Source organism: Okeania sp. SIO2F5 (assembly GCF_010692685.1).
Lineage (GTDB): Bacteria > Cyanobacteriota > Cyanobacteriia > Cyanobacteriales > Microcoleaceae > Okeania > Okeania hirsuta.
The window spans coordinates 7,725-29,675 of record NZ_JAAHGU010000060.1 but is presented as its reverse complement, the minus strand read 5'-3'; the positions used below and the strand labels follow the sequence as shown (position 1 = coordinate 29,675).

Genomic DNA, 21,951 nt, shown 5'->3' with positions numbered 1-21,951 from the left:
ATGTATGTAATTGAAATTTTTGATTAATAAGATAATAGTGTACACGGAGACAAAAGAAACAGACAGAGTGGATTTACTTTGAGATATTAAAAGTGAGCGAGACCAAGGACAGTTAAGGAGTAATTTCAATACAACACTTATTGGGGAGGTCTGACTTATGAATATAAAAGAAATTTATAAATTAGGGATACCTCTAACTTTAGCGTCGAGTTTGATCTTAGGACTAATAGTTAACTATCCATCCCATACTCAAGGAGCACAAAATATAGACCCTGAACCTTTCATTGATAAAACTGAGAATCCTATCAGGCTAGCAGGAAATATTAAGCGTTCTTGTACTGGGTACTATCAGGTAGAAAGTTCAAGTTTAACCGCTAAAAACGGCGTAATAGTAGGTAGATTTAATGCCAGAAGAGGATGTGGTAGTACGAAACCAAATGAATGTCGGAGAAGAGCAAGAGATGCTGCCCACAATTGTATGGAAGATCACTGGAATTATAAAAAAGTAATGCCTCAATTATGTCAAAGTGAAGGAGTGCAAAATTATAATATTCGAGATTTATCACAGGAGCTAACCCGGACGGTTTGTTCATATACTAGTGATCCATACTTCAGGGCTAATATTTACAGAGTTACCAAAGGAAATAAAGGGTGTGGACCTAATAACGAGAAACAAAAGAAGACCCTTCTTAAAACGAGATATGTTTTTCGATGTGGATCTTAGAGACTGTTTGTAAAACAAATCTTAAGAACAGCCAGATTTTTTAGCACCAAGCCTTTGTAACATTAATCTAAATTATTGCACTGTAAATCAGAGCTTCACTAATCTCTGGTAGTTGTTCATAGTCGAGAACTAAACGTCGGTATTCTCAAATAGCAGAATAAATTTGAGTATATGGGGAGATGATATCAAATCCGGTAGCGCGGTTTTCCTGCACGGTAGACCACAGTAGGGACGTTCCATGGAACTTCCCTACTGGGCGCGTGACTGTGATGATGTGGTTCATCTCAAAACACTCTGACCCAACACAAAGGATCATATTTATGACAAATTCTAAATTAGAAATTAAAAATATATTCATTACTATTTTGACATACGCAATAGTAAAGTATCAAGCCTTGTGAAAACTGAACTTGAAGTCATTTGCGCTCTCATCAAACTACTCTCACAAGTCAACCGACACAAACAACTAGGATTATTAAAAATTAGAATTGAAGAAGGAGACAGGAGACAGGAGACAGGAGACAGGAGGAAAATTACATGGGGATTCGCTCCCCCAAGTAATGCGTGAACACCCCCGTTGACGGTGGGGTATTAAACCCACAAAGAAAATGATAAAAAATATATTCATTACTATTTTGACATACGCAATAGTAAAAAATCACATTCTCACAACAGTCAATCAACATCTTTACCAGATGGCAGGAATATTTTTTTGTAATATATTAGTAATATAAATAATACGCCGAGGCGATCCCTCTGAAAAAAAGCGATCAAAAGCCCAAGGATCTTCTTATATAACTTTTGAATTTTGAATTTTGATTTGAATGGATAGAAAAACAGTAGAATCAGGATTAATATTACTTGCCCTGACAGGTTCTCAAGCTTACGGTACTTCCACACCTTCATCAGATTGTGATTATAAAGGCGTTTTTATTGCTCCCAAAGATTATTATTTAGGTTTCAAATCTGTTGAACAAAAAGACCGAGGTTGGGATGAACCAGGAATAGGTTTATATCCAGTATTAGATAATGTCAAAGATTGTGTGGTTTATGAGTTAAGAAAATTTCTGACCTTGGTCTATAACAACAATCCCAATATATTAGAAACTCTCTGGTTAGATTCAGAATTTTACTTACATTTATCGCCAGTGGGAAAAAAGCTAATTTCCTATCGTCAGGCATTTATTTCCCAAAAAATCAGAGCTTCTTTTGCTGGTTATGCTTACTCTCAAATTAAACGAGTGGAAACTCATAGAAAATGGCTATTAAATCCTCCAGTAAAAAAGCCAGAACCTCAAGATTTTGGACTGAATGAAGATAGCTATCGGCCTTTAACCAAATCAGAAGTTAATGCTTTTATGGAATTCCTTTATATGTTGGTTAGAGACTGTATTGAATTTTTAGAACCCACTCAGCAACTACGAGATTTGCTATTAGAAAAAATTGATTACAAAGCGATTCTCAAACAGCACCCTATTTCTGAAAAATTATTACCAAAAGTGCAAGAATATACGCGAGCAAAAAACGATTTTATTAATCTGTTGCACTTAACTCAAGCTTATCGGCAAAGTTTAAGTCAATGGGAAGCTTATTGTAGTTGGAATAAAGGTAGAAATTTGCAACGGAAGGAGTTAGAAAAAAAGTGTGGATATGATGCCAAGCACATGAGTCATTGTATTCGGTTGTTAAGAATGGGAATTGAAATTTTGCGGGAGGGGGTGCTTTATGTGAATCGGAAAAAAATGGGAGATGCAGAGTATTTATTATCGATTAGAAATGGGGATATTGCTTATGAAAATGTCAAAAAATTAGCTGATGATTTGTTTGATGAAATTAAGGAGATTAAAACTGAATTACCAGAACAAGTAGACCGGGAATTTTTGAATCAAGTTTGTGTAGAGTTGGTGGAAATGGCGGGAATTTTTTAGGAGTCAGGAGTCAGGAGTCAGAATGAATAGTTTAGTCTATTTCTTGTCTATTTTTTGATGTAGCCATAATTTCTAGTTACTGACTGGGCAAATAATCTAATTTTTTTTGGAAAAACCATAATTAGGGTTTGCTGAATAAGTATACATGGTAAGGGGAGGAGTCAAGAGTCAGGAGTCAGGATAAATAGAAATTATAGAGGAAATAGCAGGAAGAATCGTCCCTTGATTTTTCTGCCCAACTCTTGACCAAAATCCTAAATTTTTGAACTATTACCACCTATAAACCTCGCACTTTTTGATACTTAAAAAGGCACTTACCTTTATATCTAAAGACTTTTAGATTTAATCAGCAAACCCTAATTATAGAATTATAAACATATAGCAGGTTCTACTAAGCATGAGGTACAACTATTGCGGGCAAGATGCCCGCACTACATTTAAAAAACTACAAACAAAAATTTTTTTATCACTGATTATCCGGACATGATATAATATCGTAGTCTTTGATTTGATTTAGGATTCCTATCTATCTAATCAAACAACTGAAGTTGAAATAAAATGCTCTTTGTAAATACACAAAAAATTCTCCGCATGAGCAGCTCCTAACTGTTGAATTTCTGGAGGGAAAGCATCAAGAGGGGCAGTCTTTCCTCTTAGATTGAATTTTTCAGCACCAGCCGACGTTCCTTGATGAAGGTAAACTATAGTTGGGTATAAATCTAACCACATACCCAAGCGTTGAGCTACATCATAAGTTGTCATTACTCCCAGACCCTTAACCCGATTAGTAACAGATTCTACCCAGTCATAAAGTTGCTCGAAGGTCTCTAAGGAAGGTTGTAGGTCATCTGCTAGTGAAACTCTTAATCCTACCCCTAATTTAGAGGATACTCGACGCTGATGAGAGTGCATTTTGCCATCTGGAAACCTAGACATCCAAGTTCTCTCTAAAGCACCTTCCCAATTCAGACTTTTATCGCCCCACCATTGTTCTTGAAAAGTATAGTAATTATCGTAGTATTTTTAGATAATCTTTCACCAAATCTGAAAGAGTTTTTTCTGAGGAGTCAGAGATTTACTATTGCATTGACTTGAAGTTTTTACTAATCTTTTTTTTTCGTTGTAGCAGTCCATAATTGTAATCACAATAACTTTATTTCTACAATTCGGTAGTCCTGTAGATGTAGTAATATTTATAAGTAAATCCCTTTCACTATCAGAAACAAAACTACAAAAATCAATACTTTTACACCACTACCTACAATTCTATAACAGAAGTTATTGAATGATTGAAATAGCTTAATATAGTATCCGGATAATTAGTTATCGTATAATTTAGTAGTCAGTAGAAAGGAGAAAGTGGAAATTATCTAGGGATATTCCGACATTTTATATCTGCATTGAATGTAAGTATAGATTGCGACAACTGCATAACCAAATTTCATATTAAGACGCAGATTTTATTATTATTAAATCCCAATTAACTATCAAGTAAATTAATATAGAAATTCTCAATTATTTGGGATAATTTTCCTCTTCCCTGTTTAGCGAATAATTAAACTTTAAAGTCTCTGATTTCAAGAATAAATAAATCAAAAAAATCCTTTTCGCCAATCCTATTCATTTGAAGGACAAGAAGAAGTAATTATTAATTATTAATTGTTGAATTAATCATCTCTAGTAAAACTAGATTTTTTCCGAACTTCCTCTAAGGTTAAAGATGGTCTATTTTTTACCTCTGGGTCAGCTCCCACTTGAATCAATAAATCTGAGAATGCAACTTTTTTATTAAAAGGCCGAATAGCTTTAATACTCACACCTGAACTAATTAATTTTTCAGCAACTAATTTAACATCTTTTATACTTACTGCTGAACCAAACCAAATTGAATTACTAGGCATATCCACTACTATAGTTGGTAAAAGTATTAACTGATAATCTAAAGTTCTTAAAGCTTTTTCAACTACTCCATTGTCAACATCCTTAGGAAAATACTCAACTATCACAGAGTTTTCCTTTTTTTGATAAAAATTATCCCCTAAAATACTTAATTCATTTTCCAAAACTTCCCGATATACTCTTGGTAAATTCCTACTCATAGAATTAGTTTCAATTCCATATCCTAAACTCGTCCATGTTCCAGATAATAACCGCAAAACTCGGTCTAATTTTCCTTTTCTTAATAACCCAGGAATATCTGCTTTCCAATATTTGCGATCGCTTAACCAACCATGTACAACAGCATCCTGATATTTTGGCTCAAAACTGTAAGATTCCCAAAACATAAACCAGCCACGTTGAGGATGATAACGTCTTGCCATTAGATACCAAGTATTTGTTAACATTTGATATCGTCCAGCTGCAGTGCTACAATTCCCTTTATTCGGACCAGAAACGATGGTAATACACCAGTCTGGATGTTTACTCAAATTAGATACATTTTTACCTGTATAAACAACATGATAAGGCCGAGAATAATTAGACTCGCTAGCTGAAATAGTTCGCATTAATGCACGAATATAAGGATCTCCACCTTTCATTGCTAGTTGAGGCCATTTATCTCCACCATTGTAATTATATTTATTAGGAGAAATTAATTTAGTTATTTCCTGTTTACTTATATTTGAGTTCCCCTTAAAAATTTGGAAAAATGAAATAAAAGAGATGATAAATATAGATATAAAAATTAAACGTTTGAAAAGCATAAAACGACCATAAGAAGACCTTGACTTCTTTCTTCTGATAATCTTAGGTTTAACCGGATGCATCTAAATAATAAAGGAGGAATTTTCAACATTTTTTTGGAAGCTACCTACTATGAATTTCATGTAGTAAAGTTTCCTAATCAACCTCTAGTTTAACCTAATTATTAAAAAGTTGCGCCCCTTTTTTTTTAGTACAATAGCTGATTTTTTTATAATAATTACTGTATTAAAATAATTTTAAAATGTGCTATGCCATAACTTATACCAAGTCCAGTATAATCGGTATTTTCATTAATGGATAATGGATAATTACCTCTCCCTTTTAGGGAGAGGATTGACTAAAAGGAAAAAATAAATTTTTTCCCCTTGAAAGGGGAGGCTAACAAAGCTGAATTATTTAATTATTAACTCTTCGGTAAAGGTAAGGAAGAAGGAAGAAGTAAGAGGGAAGAAGACTTTAGTTATCTAAAACAGAAGACTTAAAAGTCCAAAAAAACTTAAATTTTTTGTAGATATTCACCCTTTGGTTTACACAAACGATACCAGAGGACATGATATTAAAGTTCATCTTGATTTATTACCTTCAAACTACATTTAAGAGACAGAAATAAATAACTCTTCCCAAGATTTTTCTGGTGCTTCTGCCTCAGTAATAATTTCCACAATTTTATTACAAGCTGCTGGTTGAAATATTGCCTCCACAGAAACTTGTGCTACCTTAGTTCGAGGAATACTACCTTCAAATAAGCGATCAGCAGATTCCATAACAATAGGAAATTGATTATCATCATTTTTCAGACCACCAGGGCGAACAATAGTATAATTCAGACCACTTTTCTGAATATATCCTTCAGCTTGTTTCTTCCAGAATAAAATTAGCCAGAATAGATTTAGGGGATGAAAAAATTTAGACACACATAGGGATGAAACTAAAATAAAACGATCAATACCTTTCTGTTTAGCAACATCCACTAAATTTTTAGTTCCTACATAATCCACTTGATATGGACCAGTAAAGTCAAAACTAGGTTTAGCACCCGTAGCACATAATAGTACTGTGCTATCTTCAATAGCAGCGTAGAGACCTTGAGAATTCAGGACATCCCCCATTACCAACTCTGCTTCTGGAGGCAAAATTTCTTTAGCTGTTTCTAAGTCACGAACCAGAGCTTTTACAGGAATATCTCGTCTTACTAAGTCTTGTACAATTCGACAACCTGTTTGGCCAGTTGCTCCAGCAACGAATACTTTCATTTTTCAATTTATCTATAATAAAGTTCTAAATTTTAACAGTTTTTGAATGCAAGTTAGTAATCAGCGGTCAGAAGGGAATTGTAGATAGGGTATTTGGATAGCTCTGTGCTTCTAGTTAAGGGGTAACTTAGATTTTCAAATCCTTATAATTTGCACGAGAGTATCTCCAACGAACTTAACTTTCCCTCCTGACACCTTCTTCAATTACGAACTCTCTACTTTTAAAGATATAGCAATAGACATCTGGTGATAATCAAAAATCAAATCAATTATCGCGCAAAAACCATCAATTCTTTCCTCCTACTCCCTACTCTCCTCCCTCTTTTCCAAAGAGGTCTAATAGACGGGTATAGCACGGACAATAGACTGATGACTATCCGAATCAGGGTGTTTTTCTCACTTTTCCCTGTTGCCTGCTATAAATATAAATTCTTTGTATAAATCTATATAGCAATTTGGAAATCCTCAAAATATTATATATAGTGTATATATATATACATAGGAGAATGAATCATGGATCACAACTTTGCAGGACATCAAACTGTAGAGATGGACAAAAACTTGGTTAGTGATTTCTATGTAAGTACAACAGAAATAGAAGTATCAGAAACTAACCCAACTACCTGGTTTAAGACAAAATACAATGACTGCATGAAATTATATGCAAATGTAGATACTGTAGCAAAGCACTTTGCATCTCATCGTAGTTGGTTTTGTCAATGTGCTCATCCGATGAAAGTTGAGCCTATTGGAGAAAATGGCTATGATTTGTCGCTCGGAAAATTTGGTTCTTTTGGATACCAGGTTGAAGCTAGAGTAGGTCTGGAATTGGTACCACCAGACTCCGCAGGAATATATAAAATTAGATATATCCCAGTGCCTAATTATACACCTCCTGGATATCAAGTAAACTTTCAATCAGAAATGAAGTTGCTAGAGTTACCCACAGAACAGTTTTTTACTCAAGAGGAAATTCAAAAGTTAGGACTGCCTCCTGTGATGACTGGTGCAAAATGGGATTTGGATTTGACCGTAGGTGTAAAATTTCCCCAGTTTATTCGGAAAATGTCTCCTAGTTTGATTCAAAAAACTGGCGATAGTTTATTACTTAAAATAGTACAACAAGTATCTAGATGCTTGAGTCACAAAACTCAAGTAGATTTTCATACCACTCATAACTTGCCATTTCCCAAACAAAGAAAACGCAAGTAAAAGATATGGAACCTAAAAATCAGGGAAAAATTTAATCCCCTGATTAATTCCAATCTTTTACATATTGCTAATTATCCTTAACATAATTTCGACTCCCGTTACCGCTTGCCAGCTAAAAAGACCAAGAATTGACACATTAAGAACAATATGACTGTAGCGAGCCCAATCTTGGCCTTTCTGCATAAAAGGAGTTAAAGATGCAGAGATAGCGATCGCTCCTGTCATGCCTAACCCGGCTAAGAGATGAGGGCCAAAAAATAATTTTCCATTATTGATATAAGTGACGGCCATTCCACCAAGAGACCCTAAAACCATAAAAGCTAAGAGAAAGGAGCCAACTTGGTGATGTTTGATTTTAAATTTAGCAAATTCTTTTTTCTTTTCTGTATCTGTAGCAGTTCTACTATTACGAACTTTGATGCCGAGATATAAGGCGTAAATTGTCAAGGCCAATAGTATCCACATAATGGCGGGATGAAAAAAATTGAGCCATGGTTTAATAGATTCTGGAATTGGCAGATCCATAATTAATCTTCTCTCTGGGATTAGTAAAAAAACTTCATAAAAGTTAGCATAACAGCAAGTTAATCTTATGTGATCTTAAAAACGTAGATTATGGTTGTCGGTATGGCTTCGCAAAAAGAAGAAATTTTCTTAGTCCAGGCTGTTAAAAATGCTAATTTTGCCCAAGTATGTACCTTGCTGGCTCAAAATATTGATGCTAATGCTCAAGCTCTAGATGGTACAACGGCTTTAATGATTGCTGCAGAAAAGGGGTATGCTCAAATAGCCTCTGCTTTACTAGATAAAGGTGCTGATGTCAACTATATAAGAAAAAAATTGGGTGTTACAGCTTTGATGTTAGCTGCAGCTCATGGACGGGCGGAAATAGTAGAACTTTTGTTAAGTAGGGGTGCTGATGTCAATGGCAAAAATGATGATGGTAGTTCCCCACTCATGGTTGCTTCAATGAATGGTTATGTAGCAGTGGCCAATCAATTAATCGCTGCTGGAGCTGATGTTAACGTGGTGGATAAAGACCATGATACAGCCTTGGGTTTAGCAACGAGTCAAGGTTATCAAGATGTAGTTAAGGTCTTACTAGATGGTGGGGCGAGGGTCGATGAGTCTACTTTATCTATAGTTGCTGATAGTAATTATGCAGAAATAAGAGAAATTTTGATTAATCATGGTGTGAATGTAAATACTAGAAATTTACAAGGTAAAACATGGTTAATGCAAGCAGCAGAAACAGGTGATTTACCTGCTGTAAAGACTCTATTAAAAGCTGGTGCTGATATTAATTTTAAAGACAAAGATGGAGAAAATCCACTCATTTTAGCTGCTGACCTAGGTCATTTAGAAGTAGTAAAAGTTTTGTTAGAAGCAGGGGCAGATGTTAATATTAAAAGTAGAAATGGTGGTACAGCTTTGATGGCTGCTGCTGCAGAAGGAAATGTAGCGATCGCTTCTACTTTATTGGATGCTCATGCTGATGTTAATTCTCAAGATTTAGAAGGAGAAACAGCTTTAAGTTTTGCTGTAGTAGAAAATCATACCAAAATGGTAAAACTACTGCTAAATTATGGGGCTGAAATTGTTACTAAGAATCAAGCAGGTGATACTCCTTTATTTGGAGCAATTTTTCATGGTTATACGGATATTGTATCAATTTTATTGAACAAAATAGAAAAGCAAAATTTGACATCTTTATTGAATAGTAAACATCTTGGAGAAACAGCTTTAACTTTGGCAATATGGCAAAAACATCAAGAAATTATTAATGTTTTGCTAGATGTAGGGGCAGATGTTAATATTTCTGCTCAAGGTGGTTCTACTCCAATGATGAAAGCAGCATATCAAGGCGATATTGAAACATTAAAAATACTCTTAGAAAAAGGAGCTGATATTAATCTTAGAGATGATAATGAAGCGACAGCTTTAATGTGGGCAGCATATCAAGGCCATGCTGAAGCTGTAAAACTATTAATTGATTATGGTGCTAATTTGAATGATAAAAATCAAGGCGGTTGTACGGCTTTAATGCTTGCAGAATTTAATGGTTATCAAGATATTATCAGGTTACTTAATAACGCTGGATCATAATACCAAATTAATAGATATAGGCGTGAAAAAGATATAGACTTTTTGTAAAGGTAGGGAATAGGGAAAAGGGAAGATTTTTTTAGAAAAAAAACACGGAAAATGATTTTTTGAGTTATTACACTCTAGTTTAGGGCTTGTTGATTAAATCTAAAAGTATTTACAGATAAAGGTTTTAGCCTTTTTGGGGCCTTTAAAAAGTGCCTGGTTTTCAGTTCTTCACGCTCAAAAAGTTAGTATTTTAGGCCAGAGTTGGGCATAAAAATCATTCTTAAAATTCTTACTCCTACCTCCTCGTTCATTCCCATTTCTCCTGTCTCCTGTCTCCTGTCTCCTGTCTCCTGTCTCCTACCCTCACTCATAAGACTTTTTCAGCAAACCCTAGTTTATAGCAAATAAAGGGCAAGTTTATTTTCTGGAGATGTCTAATATACAGATAGGGGGATGGGGAGATGGGGAGATGGGGAGTGTGGGAGAAATTAAAAAATAGAGTTGTTGGGAAATAAAAATTCAAAAGCCTCAAAAGCTTATATAGTAAGCTTTTGAGGCTTTTAGGCTTAAAAAACACTATAAACTTTGACTAATAAGGGTTTTAGCCATTTTTTTAGCTTAATTCCCAACAACTCTAATATATATCCTCACCATTACCATACAGGACTACCAAATATCTTTAATAACCGAATTTGGTATGACTCCCCTAAAACTTGTTAACAAGCATACATTTATCGAGCTCGAAACTTTAAACTCAAGCTAATTGTACTATGTAATTAGGACAACTAAAGTCTTTACCCTAAAAGGCTCGCTCGTTTTCATCCCCTGATTCAAACACACTTACTCTCAACGGAAGCTTTTCGGTAATGATTGATTGACATTTTGGCATTTATAGCACTACGCAAATAGGGCGCGGACATTTCTCTATTCCCTACTCCCTACTCTCTACTCCCTGACAACCCAAATTTATTGTCATATCATGTCCGTTTAATTAGTAATAAAAAACTTCCTTCTTCTTCCCTCCTGTACGTTGCTAATCCGACGGCTCACCTACCTAGCTCCTGACTCCTCCGTCGTTATTTATAAGTATTCAACCAGACATGATATCAAACGCCAAAAAACCTACTGCTATATATAAATATTTGGTTTTGATCGTAGCTTCTGGACACCTGATTGGCTAATTGCCTGGAAAGTCGTAACAAATATTTACTTGTTTACGAATTATTACTTTCTTCCTCAGAAAGCGAGACAAAAGAGACCTTCTTATTAGAAACTTCAAATCAAGGTTACAAAAAAATCAATTTTTAAGGAGAGCTCAATGTTAGATGCTTTTTCGAAAGCTGTAGTTTCAGCAGATGCCTCAACTTCCCCTGTTAGTGGCGATGAATTAAATAAGCTCAAAGAATTTATTGCTCAAGGCAACAGACGTCTTGATGCAGTAAACGCCATTGCTAGTAACGCAAGCTGCATGGTATCTGATGCTATTGCTGGAATGATCTGTGAAAACCAGGGATTAATCCAAGCTGGTGGAAACTGCTATCCTAACCGTCGTATGGCTGCTTGCTTGCGTGATGGTGAAATCATCCTACGCTACGTTACCTACGCACTACTTGCTGGTGATGCTTCTGTTCTCAACGACCGTTGCTTAAATGGTTTAAAAGAAACCTACACTGCATTAGGTGTTCCTGCTACATCTACAGTTCGCGCTGTTCAAATTATGAAAGCTCAAGCTGCAGCTCACATCAAAGATCAGCCTAGTGATGAATTTGCAGGAGATAAAAAGCGCATCATGGGAGCTACTGTAACAGAAGATCGTTGCGCTAGCCTAGTTGCTGAAGCAAGTGGCTATTTTGATACAGTAATTGCTGCTCTAAGCTAATTACTCTCAAAAAGTCTTGCTACACCATACCTCTAAAGGTATCTAGTTTATTGGCTTTTCAGTTATTACGATTAGCCAAGACCAAGTAAGTTTCAATACCAATCTAACAAAGTCAAACACAGAAGAGAATAAACAATGAAATCAGTTATTACCACAGTAGTTACCGCTGCTGATGCAGCAGGTCGTTTTCCTAGCAGTTCCGATCTAGAATCAGTACAAGGTTCTATCCAGCGTTCCGCAGCTCGTTTGGAAGCAGCTGAAAAGCTAGCTGGTAATCTTGATGCAGTTGCTCAAGAAGCTTATGATGCTTGCATCAAGAAGTTTCCTTACTTGAATGATGCTGGTCAAGCTAACTCCACAGACACTTTTAAGGCTAAGTGTCTCCGCGATGTCAAGCACTATCTGCGCTTAGTCAGCTACTGCTTAGTAGTTGGTGGAACTGGCCCTCTTGATGAGTGGGGAATTGCTGGTCAGCGTGAAGTTTATCGTGCTCTAAGCTTACCTACTGCACCTTATGTTGAAGCTTTAAGCTTTGCTCGTAATCGTGGTTGTGCTCCTCGCGATTTGTCTCCTCAAGCTTTGACAGAGTACAATTCTCTCTTAGACTATGTAATCAACTCCTTGTCCTAGGAAATTAGGGATTTAGGCAAGATTATAGAACTCTTGCTTTAAAACTTCTTTAATTCTAGAACTGTGGGACTCTTAGTTTGTTACTTACCTAATAATGGGTGAGCAACTAACCAAGAGTCCCTTAGTTTTTCTTGTAACGGGACTTACACAACTTTTAAGCCAAAATATAGCCTCAACTCTTTCTGTGAGAAGAAAATACGTCACGATTATTAGCCAACCAATCAAAAAAAACGGGGTTGCACATTATGGAATGATATCGCCAAAAATTGGTTTAGATTTTGACTAAAAAAAACCATTAATTAATCATTCTAGCAATTGATTAATCCACAATCCAATTCTATCAAAAATATCAAATCATTCGTCACTGTGCAACACCAAAAAAACGGAAAGATATAGCTATACGAAAAGCGTACTATTGCATCAGTAAATGTCTTCAAATGTTTCCCCCATTGCCTCTGTAATCCTGTAGTTAGCTTATGCCAAATGATCAAAGTATAGGTATAAAATACTCTCGATCAAATGGCGTTCTAGACTCCATTTATCTGTTACTTGATATTCTTTTAATCCCAACCATCATCAGCGCTTCTCGGTAAAAAACTTCTATCCAGTGTCTGTTTGAGTAGCTATTTACTATCCACTCAAATGTCACTTTTGACGGCTCGACAAGGCTCAAAAGCTTACTCTATAAGATTTTCAGGATTGGAGGCAAAAAACACTATAAACCTTGACTAATAAGGGTTTTAGCCATTTTTTTTGCGTTGCTGAGTGGTAATGATTTTGAGATTAACTTTGGGCGCAAAACATCAGTTTTTCAATTTTACCTTCAGCTCATAGACATCTCCAAGAATCAAAAATCAATATCTATATCCCAAAGAAATTATCAATTCTTTACCCCTAAAGCAAAGCTGCCTACTCCCTACTCCCTATGGGTGGAGTAGATGTCTAATTATCATTACATTTAAGCAACGCCATTTTTTTTGCTTAATTCCCAACAACTCTATGATTATTAGTGAGGGTATAGTTGAGGCATAGAACTCCGTTCCGCGCTCCGCGACCGCTCAACTATGAATTGATTTATTATTCAATTAAAGAGTACTAACAAAATTTATATTGGATCAATTTAAAAATTTTTAGTTATGAAATAAATTCTGAGATATCAAAAATGCAAATACTTAATGCGTAGTTTGTAAATAGCTGCAATCACAAAGATATGATAATTTTTCCATCTCCATTTAATAGGTAATGGTTCACAACATTTAGCTAGATAGACTTGACCATTTTTCCATATTCTTCTCTTTTTCTTTCCTATAGCTGTCCTAAATAGGTTTTGAACAAATATTAGTTATCTAAATACTGAGGGTTACTTCTCTTGATATGTAGCTAATGCTCATATTTTATCTAGGATGGCTATATTCCTAAAAATCCTAGAACGAAAAAATATTTCCACTATTAATATTTCCGATGACCACTTATCCTTCATATTTATTTAGCAAAACTACAGCATAAGCAGCAATACCTTCTTCTCGACCTACAGGACCTAATTTTTCATTAGTAGTAGCTTTTATGCTGACTTGATCTGCTTGTAGTTCTAAAGTAGCAGCGAGGCGCGATTGCATTTCTTTGATATGTGGCTTGAGTTTAGGACGTTCTGCTACTACTACTGAATCAATATTACTAACTTGCCAGCAGCTAGCCTTAACTAAATGATTGACACGATTCAACAATTCTATACTATCAGCTCCAGCCCATTGTGGATCGCTGGGAGGGAAAAAATGGCCAATATCACCCAAACTCAGAGCGCCTAACATTGCATCCATAATTGCATGGGTCAGAACATCCGCATCGCTATGACCAATTAATCCCATTTCATGGTCAATTTTGACTCCTCCAAGTATTAGAGGTCTTCCAGGTCCTAACTTATGGATATCGTAGCCATTACCTATGCGAAGATTCATTTTTCTAATTTAAATACCTTAAATAGTAGTTTTTATCAAATTATTGTATAGTATATCTTGACTGTACAAAACTACTTTTTTTTATTAACTTTATTGTCAGTAGAGGTAAGTTGTGGAGATTATATTAACTCAACAAGTGCTATTAACGGATAATTTTTTTTTAGCAGAAGATGAAGGAGAAATTTTTTTAGTTAACTCTCAACAAGAAGGTGAAGATTTTATTTTGGATGATATGGCAGCTAAAATGTTATTTGCTTTAATAGGTTCTGGGTCTATTCAAGAGGCTTATGAGGATTTATTAGAGGAAGAGCAGGTAGAGCCAGAAGTACTTAAGAATGATTTATTAGAATATATCAGAGATTTAACAAATGATGGAATTGTTAAAATTATCGATCAACAAGATAATTTATCTGTGGCAGAAGGTTAGTAGAGAGAGAAATTGGCATAAATCTGCTCTTTTTATCTTTAATCTTTAATGGAAAAGGCTAAATAGGGCTTTATGAAAAAGTTACCTGTAGCATAACTGTTTTTTGGTTTTTTCAAAAGAAGAATCTGAAAAATTTATTCATAACTAATTTTTTTATTAAATTACACAAATATTTTTATATCTGTCAAGAAAAATAGTATTATTTATTCTAGAATGTTAGGAAATTGTATCTCAATAAAAAATTTATGCAGGTAAGTCAAAAAATCACAAAAGTTAGCTCTATTGCGGAAATTCGGGAGTGTAAAATCAGTGGAAATAAGTCTCTACATACGACTATTGAGTTGAAGTCTGGAGAGGTTATCAGTAATTTTAGCCATAAAGAAATACTCGATCGCCCCAACTATTTAACTGTCCAAATTAGCGATCGCCAACATATTATGCTTGACCCAGAATTTTTGCAATATATTAATCATAGTTGCAATCCTAATGTTTTTTTCGATACTCAAAAAAGGGTAGTAATTGCCCTACGAAACATCGAAATTGGAGAAGAATTCACATTCTTTTATCCATCTACAGAATGGTCTATGGATCGAGGATTTGATTGTATTTGTCAAAGCGAAAATTGTCTGGGATACATTCAAGGTTCTGCTCATTTACCCCTAAATGTGTTAAAAAAATATAAATTGTCAGAATTTATATGGGAAAAGCTAGGAGTTGAGTGAAGAATTAACAATCTATAAAGGATTTATAGAAGTAATTTTTGTGAGGATTTATTATACATAAAAAAATCACCTCTGCCATCTTGAAAATTGTGTTAAGTTGACATTATAAATACCATGTTAGAAATAACACTAGCTCAGACTCCTGAAGAAAAAGAAGAAATTTTCAAATTGCGCTATCAAATCTATGTAGAAGAACTGGGATGGTTTGAAAATTGTCCAAACTATGAACCGAACCATCAACAAAAGAAAGTAGAAGACCCATTGGACTTATATGCTAATCTATTTATGGCTCTTGATCATAATGAATTGGTTGGTACTATTAGATGCAATTATACTAAAAACTTAGACTCAGAAAATTTAGACATAGATTACTATACAAAACTCTATCAAATGGAAAAAGTAGGAGATGCACATCCTTTATGTACATCAATTACTGGGAGGTTTATGGTTCAAAGTAATTTTAGAAGAAATGGTATAGGCTTAAGAATAATGCAAGCATTATACAAACAACAGTTGCTAGATGGAATTAAATTTGATTTTGTAGATGCCGAAGCATACTTAGTTCCTTTTTTTGAAAAACTAGGCTATCAAACTATTGATAAAATTGATTATCAAATGTATGAAAGTAGTGTGCTTATGGTATTAGATATACCTAATATCAAACACCATGAGCAAGTTAAGTAGATCGACAAAATAACTAGATTTTCTAGAGGTCTCTATTATTTTTCAGTAAATCTGGGCGACGAGATTTTGTTCTTTGAATTTGTTGTTGATAACGCCATTCTGCTATTTTAGCATGATTTCCAGATAGCAGAACTTCTGGTACTTTCCAACCACGAAAATTAGATGGTCGAGTGTAATGAGGATAGTCAAGTAATCCATATTCAAAACTTTCGTATTTTAGTGACTCAGCTTTACCTACTGTTCCTGGAAGTAACCTCACTACACCATTAATTAAAGCTAAAGCTGGTATCTCTCCACCTGTAAGGACAAAATCTCCTAAAGACACTTCTCTAGTAACTAAATATTGTACTCTTTCATCAATACCTTCATAATGACCACAAATTAAAATAAGTTGGTCATAGTCTATAGCTAACTGCTTAAATAGCTGTTGACACATTGTTTCTCCCTGGGGAGTTAAGAGAATAACTTCTCGTCGCGGTCTAGTTGTTAATGACTCTACAGCAGCAAATATAGGTTCTGGTTTTAACACCATTCCTACTCCTCCACCATAAGATTCATCATCAACCTTATGATACTTGTCTGTGGTATAATCACGAGGGTTAACTAAATTAACCTTGGCAATCTCTTTATCAAGGGCTTTCCCTAACAAACCTGAACTTAGGGGTGTTGTAAAAAAGTCTGGAAACAGAGTGATAACATCAAATTGCACAAAACTTAAAAATATACTTAGAGTGTCTTAAAAAATTTAGAAATTGTTGAGATTAATCTTTATTTAGACTATGCTAAAAGTTTACAAGTTAATCCAGCCAATTGAAATTTAGATTCTAACTAAATCAAATGATTTGTTGAAAAATTCAATAGTTAGCTGGGGACTTGCAAGGTTATAAGATAGTCTAGTATTATAACAGACTATTGAAATTATTGAAATTTAATGCATACCTGCTGTCCAAGACTAATAAAATGATACAGTTAGAGTCTCAAGCTTCAAAACTAGATATATTACGTCCGACAAAAACAACCATTATGGTAATCGGAGGGGCGGAAGATAAAGTTCATGGAAAAGAGATTCTACAAACTTTTTTTAATCGTGCAGGAGGAGTAAATGCCAGGCTAGCAGTTATCCCTTCTGCCTCTAGAGAACCAGGAGCACAAGGAGATAGATACCGCAAGGTTTTTGAAGAAATGGGTGCTGTAGGTCTGAAGATATTTGATATCCGGGAAAGGTATCAGGGAGAAGACCCAAGATGGTTAGAATCCTTAGAAGATTGTACTGGAGTCTTTATGACTGGTGGAGACCAACTGCGTCTTTGTTCCCTACTTGCTGAAACACCTTTGATGGATGAAATCAGAAGTAGAGCTATAGATGGAAAAATTGCTCTAGCTGGAACAAGTGCAGGAGCAGCAGTAATGGGACATCAGATGATAGCAAGTGGTGGTAGTGGCTCATCCCCCAATAAGTCCTTAGTTGATTTAACAACTGGCTTGGGTATATTGCCAGACCTGATTGTAGACCAACACTTTCATAATCGAAATCGTATGGCCCGTTTATTGAGCGCCATTGCTACCCATCCGGACAAAATAGGTATAGGTATAGATGAAGATACCTGTGCATTATTTGAAGGAGATAGTCAAATTCGAGTAATGGGTAAAGGTACAGTGACAATTATAGATACTACAGAAATGTCATATACAAATGCTACGAAAGTAGATGTAGCAGATCCCTTGAGCATATCAAATTTAAGAGTACATATAATGTGCCACGGCGATGGCTACGATCTCCATTCCCATACCATGAAACCAGGGCTGTCTGAAACAATTATGCCTCTTGATTAATTAATAGAATTTCTGATAATTTACTAAATTCGTAACTAATGTGTTGTGGTAGATTAGTAGCTTGCCTAGTTGGGTGGACAGAAAATCTAATTTTAAACTGAAAAGAATGTATTTTTTGTAAAACAGAATAAAAAGCCCAAATTCTTCCTTCTACCATCAAAGGATTATCAAAAAAACTGATAAATTTATTTATCAGATATATATTTTTCAAGATGGAGAAAGGATTAGTGCAGCCTGAAAAAAAGTTTGTATTAAACAGTTTAGCAAATGGTGTGAGCCGAAATTCAAAATAAAACCGCCATTGCTTCTGTAGATTCTGAGCATAACCTTCAAATCCTCCTATGAAAATCCTCAAACTCCAGACATTACGCGGTCCAAACTACTGGAGCATCCGCCGGCATAAACTGGTGGTTATGCGTCTAGACTTAGAAGACCTGTACGAAAGATATACATCTGATATTCCTGGCTTCTACAAAGGATTAATCAAGGTACTACCAGGTCTTGTAGAGCACTATTGTTCCCCTAGAGTCAGGGGCGGTTTTCTCAGTCGTGTTGAAAAAGGGACACTAATAGGCCATGTCATAGAACACGTTGCCCTAGAACTTCAACAACTCGCCCAAATGCCAGTTGCTTTTGGTCGGACACGGGAAACATCGACTCCTGGAATATTTCAGGTAGTAATAGAATATGAACATGAACCAGCAGGTCGCTATGCTGCACGAGCAGCGGTGAGACTTTGCCAAAGTATTGTTGAGACAGGTACATATCCTGCAACCGAATTACAGCAAGATTTAGAAGACCTTAAGGAATTCAAAAGTCAGGCAGCTTTAGGGCCAAGCACAGAAGCTATAGTCAAAGAAGCAGAAGCAAGAGGTATTCCCTGGACTCAACTAGGAGCCAGATTTATGATTCAGCTTGGCTATGGTATAAATCAAAAAAGAATCCAGGCAACCCTAAGTAACCAAACAGGGATTCTTGGTGTAGAACTTGCTTGTGATAAAGAAGGCACAAAAACCATTCTCAAAGATTCTGGAATACCAGTACCTCGTGGTACAGTTATTCGCTACTTTGAAGACCTTCAAGATGCCATTGAAGATGTCGGAGGCTATCCCATTGTAATTAAGCCACTAGATGGAAATCATGGTCGTGGAATTACTATTGATGTGAGAAACTGGGAAGAGGCAGAAGAAGCCTATGATTTAGCTAGCAAGGCTTCCAAAACAAAAACAGTAATTGTAGAACGTTACTATACAGGCAAAGACCACCGAGTATTGGTAGTAAATGGTAGAGTTGTAGCTGTGGCCGAACGAGTTCCTGCCCATGTAATGGGAGATGGTAAGTCCACGGTGGCAAAACTAATTGAAGAAACTAACAGAGATCCTCAAAGAGGAGATGGACATGATAACGTTCTGACTAGAATCACCGTGGATAAAGCTGCTCTTGGGATTCTTGAAAGACAAGGATATAGCATTGATTCAATACCAAAAAAAGGAGAAATTTGCTTTTTAAGGGCAACAGCTAACCTCAGTACTGGAGGTATAGCAGTAGACCGTACTGATGAAATACATCCAGAAAATGTCTGGCTATTGTCCAGAGCTGCGAAGATTATAGGTCTAGACATAGCAGGTATAGATGTAGTTACTGAAGACATTTCTAAACCTTTGCGAGAAGTAGAAGGGGTCATAGTAGAAGTTAACGCTGCCCCTGGTTTCCGGATGCACGTCGCTCCTAGTCGGGGTCTACCTAGAAATGTGGCCGGAGCAGTAATAGATATGCTATTCCCTGGGTCTAAAAATGGCAGAATACCAATATTTTCAATTACTGGCACCAATGGTAAGACAACTACTACACGCTTGCTAGCTCACATAATGAAGCAGACTGGAAAAATAGTGGGCTATACTACTACTGATGGTACTTATCTTGGTGAATATCTAGCAGAATCAGGAGATAATACTGGACCTCAAAGTGCCCATTTAATACTCTCAGACCCCACTGTAGAAGTTGCAGTCTTAGAAACAGCACGGGGTGGTATTCTGCGTTCAGGCTTGGGTTTTTCAGCTTGTGATGTAGGAATGGTATTAAATGTAGCTGCCGACCACTTGGGTATTGGGGATATAGATACTGTAGAACAACTAGCTCAACTCAAAAGTGTAGTTGCTGAGTCAGTAATGCCTAAAGGATATGCCATTTTGAATGCTGACGATCCATTGGTTGCTGCAATGGCAGAGAAAGTCAAAGCTCAAGTTGCTTACTTTTCAATGGAACCAAATAATCAACTTTTAGTTAAACATACAGAAGCTGGTGGTTTGGCAGCGGTTTATGAGAATGGTTATATTTCAATTCTCAAAGGAGATTGGACTTTAAGAATTGAAAAAGCAGTTAATGTGCCAATCACAATGGCAGGTAAAGCTCCATTTATGATTGCTAATGCCCTTGCAGCTTGTTTGGCAGCTTTTGCTCAAGGGGTGAAAATAGAGCATATTAGAGAAGGTTTGTCAACCTTTGTGGCTTCGGTGGATCAAACACCAGGCCGGATGAATATGTTTAATATGGGAGATTATCATGCTCTTGTGGACTATGCTCATAATCCTGCTAGCTATGAAGCATTGGGTGGATTTGTCAGAAATTGGCCAGGAAAACGGATTGGTGTAGTTGGTGGGCCTGGCGATCGCCGTGATGAAGACTTTGTTTCTCTGGGTGAACTAGCAGCAGATATCTTTGATGAAATTATTGTCAAAGAAGACGACGACACTAGAGGAAGACCTAGAGGAAGTGCTGCGGAGCTAATTTCTCAAGGTGTCAAGCAGTTTTTGAATCAAGCTCAAGATTCTGATTCAAAAGCTACTTATGAATCAATTCTAGATGAGACAACGGCTATTAATACAGCCTTAGATCGTGCCTCTTCTGGTGGCCTGGTAGTAATTTTACCAGAAAGCGTAAGTCGAGCTATCAGTTTAATAGAAGTTCGTAACCCTGTTCAAGATCTTGAATTACCTGAAAGTAGTCGAACATCCTCTAATTCCTCAGAAGAGTTAAACACTTCGATTGTATATTGAGTTAAATATCTAAAGGAAGTAAGAATAAATAAGTAATAGTTGATTCAGTCAAAAAAAATTTAATCAACTTCCTTCGATTTAAACTTCTACTGAAAAAGGGGTTGAAAGTTTTCAACCCCTTGAACTTTGTCAAAATTTGTTAGTTAGTATCTGAAAACTGGAACATCAATTTTCTGACAGTACTACCCTGAAAAACAAAACTGTTTAACTTCTATAATTCTATCGAGTAACTGCTGCAAATTTAGCGAATGTAATGTAGAGAAAAGATATAAGTAATAAAGCCAAGAATACTCTCATCTCTACTATAGAGTATACTTAATAATCTTATATCCTTGTTAACTACAAACTGTTGGTGATTTTTAATTGTTTTGTAGCGTTGAACTACATTAGACCAAGTTGAGAAAGAATACTTTGACCTGTGAAGTATTCAGTAGCTACACCAATGATAAAGCCTAACATTGCCAAGCGACCATTCCAAGTTTCTGCAAATTTGGTAAAACCTAGCTTTTGATCTTGAGTTTCCATGATGATTAACCTCTAATTAGTATAGTTAAACGTTGGTAAGTACAACAGAAAAGTTATTGAGAGCTGATTTGTAAACTTAGCTAAAACCCTTATGTAATCTAACTCTCAGGGATTTAAGTATTATTGGAATATAACTCCCAAAACCCTTGTATTGCAAGGAATTCAGCCTCTTAATATTTACTTGATAAATCAGCTCTGAAAAGGAACAATTAATTACATTAAGCCAAGTTGAGAAAGGATACCTTGACCTGTGAAGTATTCAGTGGCAATACCAATGACAAAGCCTAACATTGCCAGGCGACCATTCCAAGCTTCTGCAAAAT

The 21,951-nt window shown here is 35.8% G+C and carries 21 protein-coding genes; 12 read left to right on the top strand and 9 right to left on the bottom strand.

What is annotated here, in order from left to right; translation table 11 throughout:
- The first annotated feature begins 157 nt into the window (after positions 1-157).
- The 3 genes from F6K27_RS18675 to F6K27_RS18665 all read left to right on the top strand — a co-directional run bounded on the left by F6K27_RS18675 (position 158) and on the right by F6K27_RS18665 (position 2,652).
- Positions 158-724, top strand: a complete 567-nt coding sequence (locus tag F6K27_RS18675; RefSeq protein WP_287279144.1) for a hypothetical protein — start codon at positions 158-160, stop codon at positions 722-724.
- Positions 725-1,121: 397 nt separating this feature from the next.
- The gene (locus F6K27_RS18670; RefSeq protein WP_287284435.1) at positions 1,122-1,292 is read left to right on the top strand and encodes a hypothetical protein; all 171 of its coding nucleotides are present in this window, start codon (positions 1,122-1,124) and stop codon (positions 1,290-1,292) included.
- Between the two features lie 256 nt (positions 1,293-1,548).
- Positions 1,549-2,652: a DNA polymerase beta superfamily protein gene (locus F6K27_RS18665; RefSeq protein WP_287279145.1), complete on the top strand. Its 1,104-nt coding sequence runs from the start codon at positions 1,549-1,551 to the stop codon at positions 2,650-2,652.
- 534 nt (positions 2,653-3,186) lie between these two features.
- Here the strand turns inward: F6K27_RS18665 and F6K27_RS18660 are convergent.
- The 3 genes from F6K27_RS18660 to F6K27_RS18650 form a co-directional block, all read right to left on the bottom strand.
- Positions 3,187-3,588, bottom strand: coding sequence for a hypothetical protein (locus F6K27_RS18660; RefSeq protein WP_287279146.1), 402 nt, complete (start codon positions 3,586-3,588; stop codon positions 3,187-3,189).
- Between the two features lie 731 nt (positions 3,589-4,319).
- On the bottom strand, positions 4,320-5,357 hold the full coding sequence (locus F6K27_RS33780; RefSeq protein WP_353736017.1) for a glycoside hydrolase family protein: 1,038 nt from the start codon (positions 5,355-5,357) through the stop codon (positions 4,320-4,322).
- Between the two features lie 594 nt (positions 5,358-5,951).
- Positions 5,952-6,611, bottom strand: a complete 660-nt coding sequence (locus tag F6K27_RS18650; protein WP_124147814.1) for an NAD(P)H-binding protein — start codon at positions 6,609-6,611, stop codon at positions 5,952-5,954.
- Between the two features lie 513 nt (positions 6,612-7,124).
- On the opposite strand from F6K27_RS18650, the gene F6K27_RS18645 reads away from it, so the two are divergent.
- A complete protein-coding gene (locus F6K27_RS18645) occupies positions 7,125-7,823 on the top strand; it encodes a DUF1997 domain-containing protein (protein ID WP_124147815.1) in 699 nt (232 codons plus the stop codon).
- Positions 7,824-7,880: 57 nt separating this feature from the next.
- Here F6K27_RS18645 and F6K27_RS18640 read toward each other — a convergent pair whose 3' ends face one another.
- Positions 7,881-8,348, bottom strand: coding sequence for a DUF4079 domain-containing protein (locus tag F6K27_RS18640; protein WP_124147816.1), 468 nt, complete (start codon positions 8,346-8,348; stop codon positions 7,881-7,883).
- A gap of 102 nt (positions 8,349-8,450) precedes the next feature.
- Here F6K27_RS18640 and F6K27_RS18635 point away from each other — a divergent pair, with 102 nt between their 5' ends.
- Positions 8,451-9,929, top strand: a complete 1,479-nt coding sequence (locus tag F6K27_RS18635; protein ID WP_124147817.1) for an ankyrin repeat domain-containing protein — start codon at positions 8,451-8,453, stop codon at positions 9,927-9,929.
- A 230-nt stretch (positions 9,930-10,159) separates the two neighbouring features.
- Here F6K27_RS18635 and F6K27_RS18630 read toward each other — a convergent pair whose 3' ends face one another.
- On the bottom strand, positions 10,160-10,288 hold the full coding sequence (locus F6K27_RS18630) for a hypothetical protein (RefSeq protein ID WP_275670476.1): 129 nt from the start codon (positions 10,286-10,288) through the stop codon (positions 10,160-10,162).
- Positions 10,289-11,235: 947 nt separating this feature from the next.
- Here F6K27_RS18630 and cpeB point away from each other — a divergent pair.
- Together cpeB and F6K27_RS18620 are read left to right on the top strand one after the other, a co-directional pair.
- Positions 11,236-11,796, top strand: a complete 561-nt coding sequence (gene cpeB, locus F6K27_RS18625; protein WP_124147818.1) for a C-phycoerythrin subunit beta — start codon at positions 11,236-11,238, stop codon at positions 11,794-11,796.
- A gap of 135 nt (positions 11,797-11,931) precedes the next feature.
- Positions 11,932-12,426, top strand: a complete 495-nt coding sequence (locus tag F6K27_RS18620; protein WP_124147819.1) for a bleomycin hydrolase — start codon at positions 11,932-11,934, stop codon at positions 12,424-12,426.
- Between the two features lie 1,469 nt (positions 12,427-13,895).
- On the opposite strand, the gene ispF is transcribed toward F6K27_RS18620, so the two are convergent.
- On the bottom strand, positions 13,896-14,381 hold the full coding sequence (gene ispF, locus F6K27_RS18615; protein WP_124147820.1) for a 2-C-methyl-D-erythritol 2,4-cyclodiphosphate synthase: 486 nt from the start codon (positions 14,379-14,381) through the stop codon (positions 13,896-13,898).
- A gap of 112 nt (positions 14,382-14,493) precedes the next feature.
- On the opposite strand from ispF, the gene F6K27_RS18610 reads away from it, so the two are divergent.
- From F6K27_RS18610 to F6K27_RS18600, 3 genes are all read left to right on the top strand, one after another.
- Positions 14,494-14,808: a PqqD family protein gene (locus tag F6K27_RS18610; protein ID WP_124147821.1), complete on the top strand. Its 315-nt coding sequence runs from the start codon at positions 14,494-14,496 to the stop codon at positions 14,806-14,808.
- Positions 14,809-15,053: 245 nt separating this feature from the next.
- On the top strand, positions 15,054-15,530 hold the full coding sequence (locus tag F6K27_RS18605; RefSeq protein ID WP_287279208.1) for an SET domain-containing protein-lysine N-methyltransferase: 477 nt from the start codon (positions 15,054-15,056) through the stop codon (positions 15,528-15,530).
- Positions 15,531-15,644: 114 nt separating this feature from the next.
- Positions 15,645-16,214: a GNAT family N-acetyltransferase gene (locus F6K27_RS18600; RefSeq protein WP_124147823.1), complete on the top strand. Its 570-nt coding sequence runs from the start codon at positions 15,645-15,647 to the stop codon at positions 16,212-16,214.
- 22 nt (positions 16,215-16,236) lie between these two features.
- Here F6K27_RS18600 and trmD read toward each other — a convergent pair whose 3' ends face one another.
- Positions 16,237-16,923 carry a tRNA (guanosine(37)-N1)-methyltransferase TrmD gene (trmD, locus tag F6K27_RS18595; protein WP_124147824.1) on the bottom strand — a complete coding sequence of 229 codons (687 nt, stop codon included), beginning with the start codon at positions 16,921-16,923 and terminating at the stop codon, positions 16,237-16,239.
- Positions 16,924-17,174: 251 nt separating this feature from the next.
- Between trmD and F6K27_RS18590 the strand changes: the two genes are divergently transcribed.
- Positions 17,175-18,047 carry a cyanophycinase gene (locus F6K27_RS18590; RefSeq protein ID WP_124147825.1) on the top strand — a complete coding sequence of 291 codons (873 nt, stop codon included), beginning with the start codon at positions 17,175-17,177 and terminating at the stop codon, positions 18,045-18,047.
- On the opposite strand, the gene F6K27_RS18585 is transcribed toward F6K27_RS18590, so the two are convergent.
- Positions 18,031-18,402 (bottom strand): hypothetical protein, encoded by a 372-nt coding sequence (locus F6K27_RS18585; protein WP_153183492.1) that lies wholly within the window; start codon positions 18,400-18,402, stop codon positions 18,031-18,033. The two genes, F6K27_RS18590 and F6K27_RS18585, sit on opposite strands and share 17 nt — an antisense overlap.
- Here F6K27_RS18585 and cphA point away from each other — a divergent pair.
- Positions 18,389-21,103 carry a cyanophycin synthetase gene (cphA, locus tag F6K27_RS18580; RefSeq protein WP_287279207.1) on the top strand — a complete coding sequence of 905 codons (2,715 nt, stop codon included), beginning with the start codon at positions 18,389-18,391 and terminating at the stop codon, positions 21,101-21,103. The genes F6K27_RS18585 and cphA overlap by 14 nt on opposite strands.
- A gap of 381 nt (positions 21,104-21,484) precedes the next feature.
- Here the strand turns inward: cphA and F6K27_RS18575 are convergent, their stop codons facing one another.
- A complete protein-coding gene (locus F6K27_RS18575) occupies positions 21,485-21,628 on the bottom strand; it encodes a chlorophyll a/b-binding protein (RefSeq protein WP_124147828.1) in 144 nt (47 codons plus the stop codon).
- Positions 21,629-21,951: the final 323 nt, after the last annotated feature.

Coding starts and splice junctions, on each gene's coding strand:
- F6K27_RS18620 (WP_124147819.1), top strand. CDS start 11,932: ATGAAATCAGTTATTACCACAGTAGTTACCGCTGCTGATGCAGCAGGT.
- F6K27_RS18675 (WP_287279144.1), top strand. CDS start 158: ATGAATATAAAAGAAATTTATAAATTAGGGATACCTCTAACTTTAGCG.
- F6K27_RS18665 (WP_287279145.1), top strand. CDS start 1,549: ATGGATAGAAAAACAGTAGAATCAGGATTAATATTACTTGCCCTGACA.
- F6K27_RS18660 (WP_287279146.1), bottom strand. CDS start 3,588: ATGTCTAGGTTTCCAGATGGCAAAATGCACTCTCATCAGCGTCGAGTA.
- F6K27_RS18635 (WP_124147817.1), top strand. CDS start 8,451: ATGGCTTCGCAAAAAGAAGAAATTTTCTTAGTCCAGGCTGTTAAAAAT.
- ispF (WP_124147820.1), bottom strand. CDS start 14,381: ATGAATCTTCGCATAGGTAATGGCTACGATATCCATAAGTTAGGACCT.
- cphA (WP_287279207.1), top strand. CDS start 18,389: ATGAAAATCCTCAAACTCCAGACATTACGCGGTCCAAACTACTGGAGC.
- F6K27_RS18605 (WP_287279208.1), top strand. CDS start 15,054: ATGCAGGTAAGTCAAAAAATCACAAAAGTTAGCTCTATTGCGGAAATT.
- F6K27_RS18575 (WP_124147828.1), bottom strand. CDS start 21,628: ATGGAAACTCAAGATCAAAAGCTAGGTTTTACCAAATTTGCAGAAACT.
- F6K27_RS33780 (WP_353736017.1), bottom strand. CDS start 5,357: ATGCTTTTCAAACGTTTAATTTTTATATCTATATTTATCATCTCTTTT.
- F6K27_RS18650 (WP_124147814.1), bottom strand. CDS start 6,611: ATGAAAGTATTCGTTGCTGGAGCAACTGGCCAAACAGGTTGTCGAATT.
- F6K27_RS18630 (WP_275670476.1), bottom strand. CDS start 10,288: ATGAGTGAGGGTAGGAGACAGGAGACAGGAGACAGGAGACAGGAGACA.
- F6K27_RS18600 (WP_124147823.1), top strand. CDS start 15,645: ATGTTAGAAATAACACTAGCTCAGACTCCTGAAGAAAAAGAAGAAATT.
- F6K27_RS18645 (WP_124147815.1), top strand. CDS start 7,125: ATGGATCACAACTTTGCAGGACATCAAACTGTAGAGATGGACAAAAAC.
- F6K27_RS18590 (WP_124147825.1), top strand. CDS start 17,175: ATGATACAGTTAGAGTCTCAAGCTTCAAAACTAGATATATTACGTCCG.
- cpeB (WP_124147818.1), top strand. CDS start 11,236: ATGTTAGATGCTTTTTCGAAAGCTGTAGTTTCAGCAGATGCCTCAACT.
- F6K27_RS18640 (WP_124147816.1), bottom strand. CDS start 8,348: ATGGATCTGCCAATTCCAGAATCTATTAAACCATGGCTCAATTTTTTT.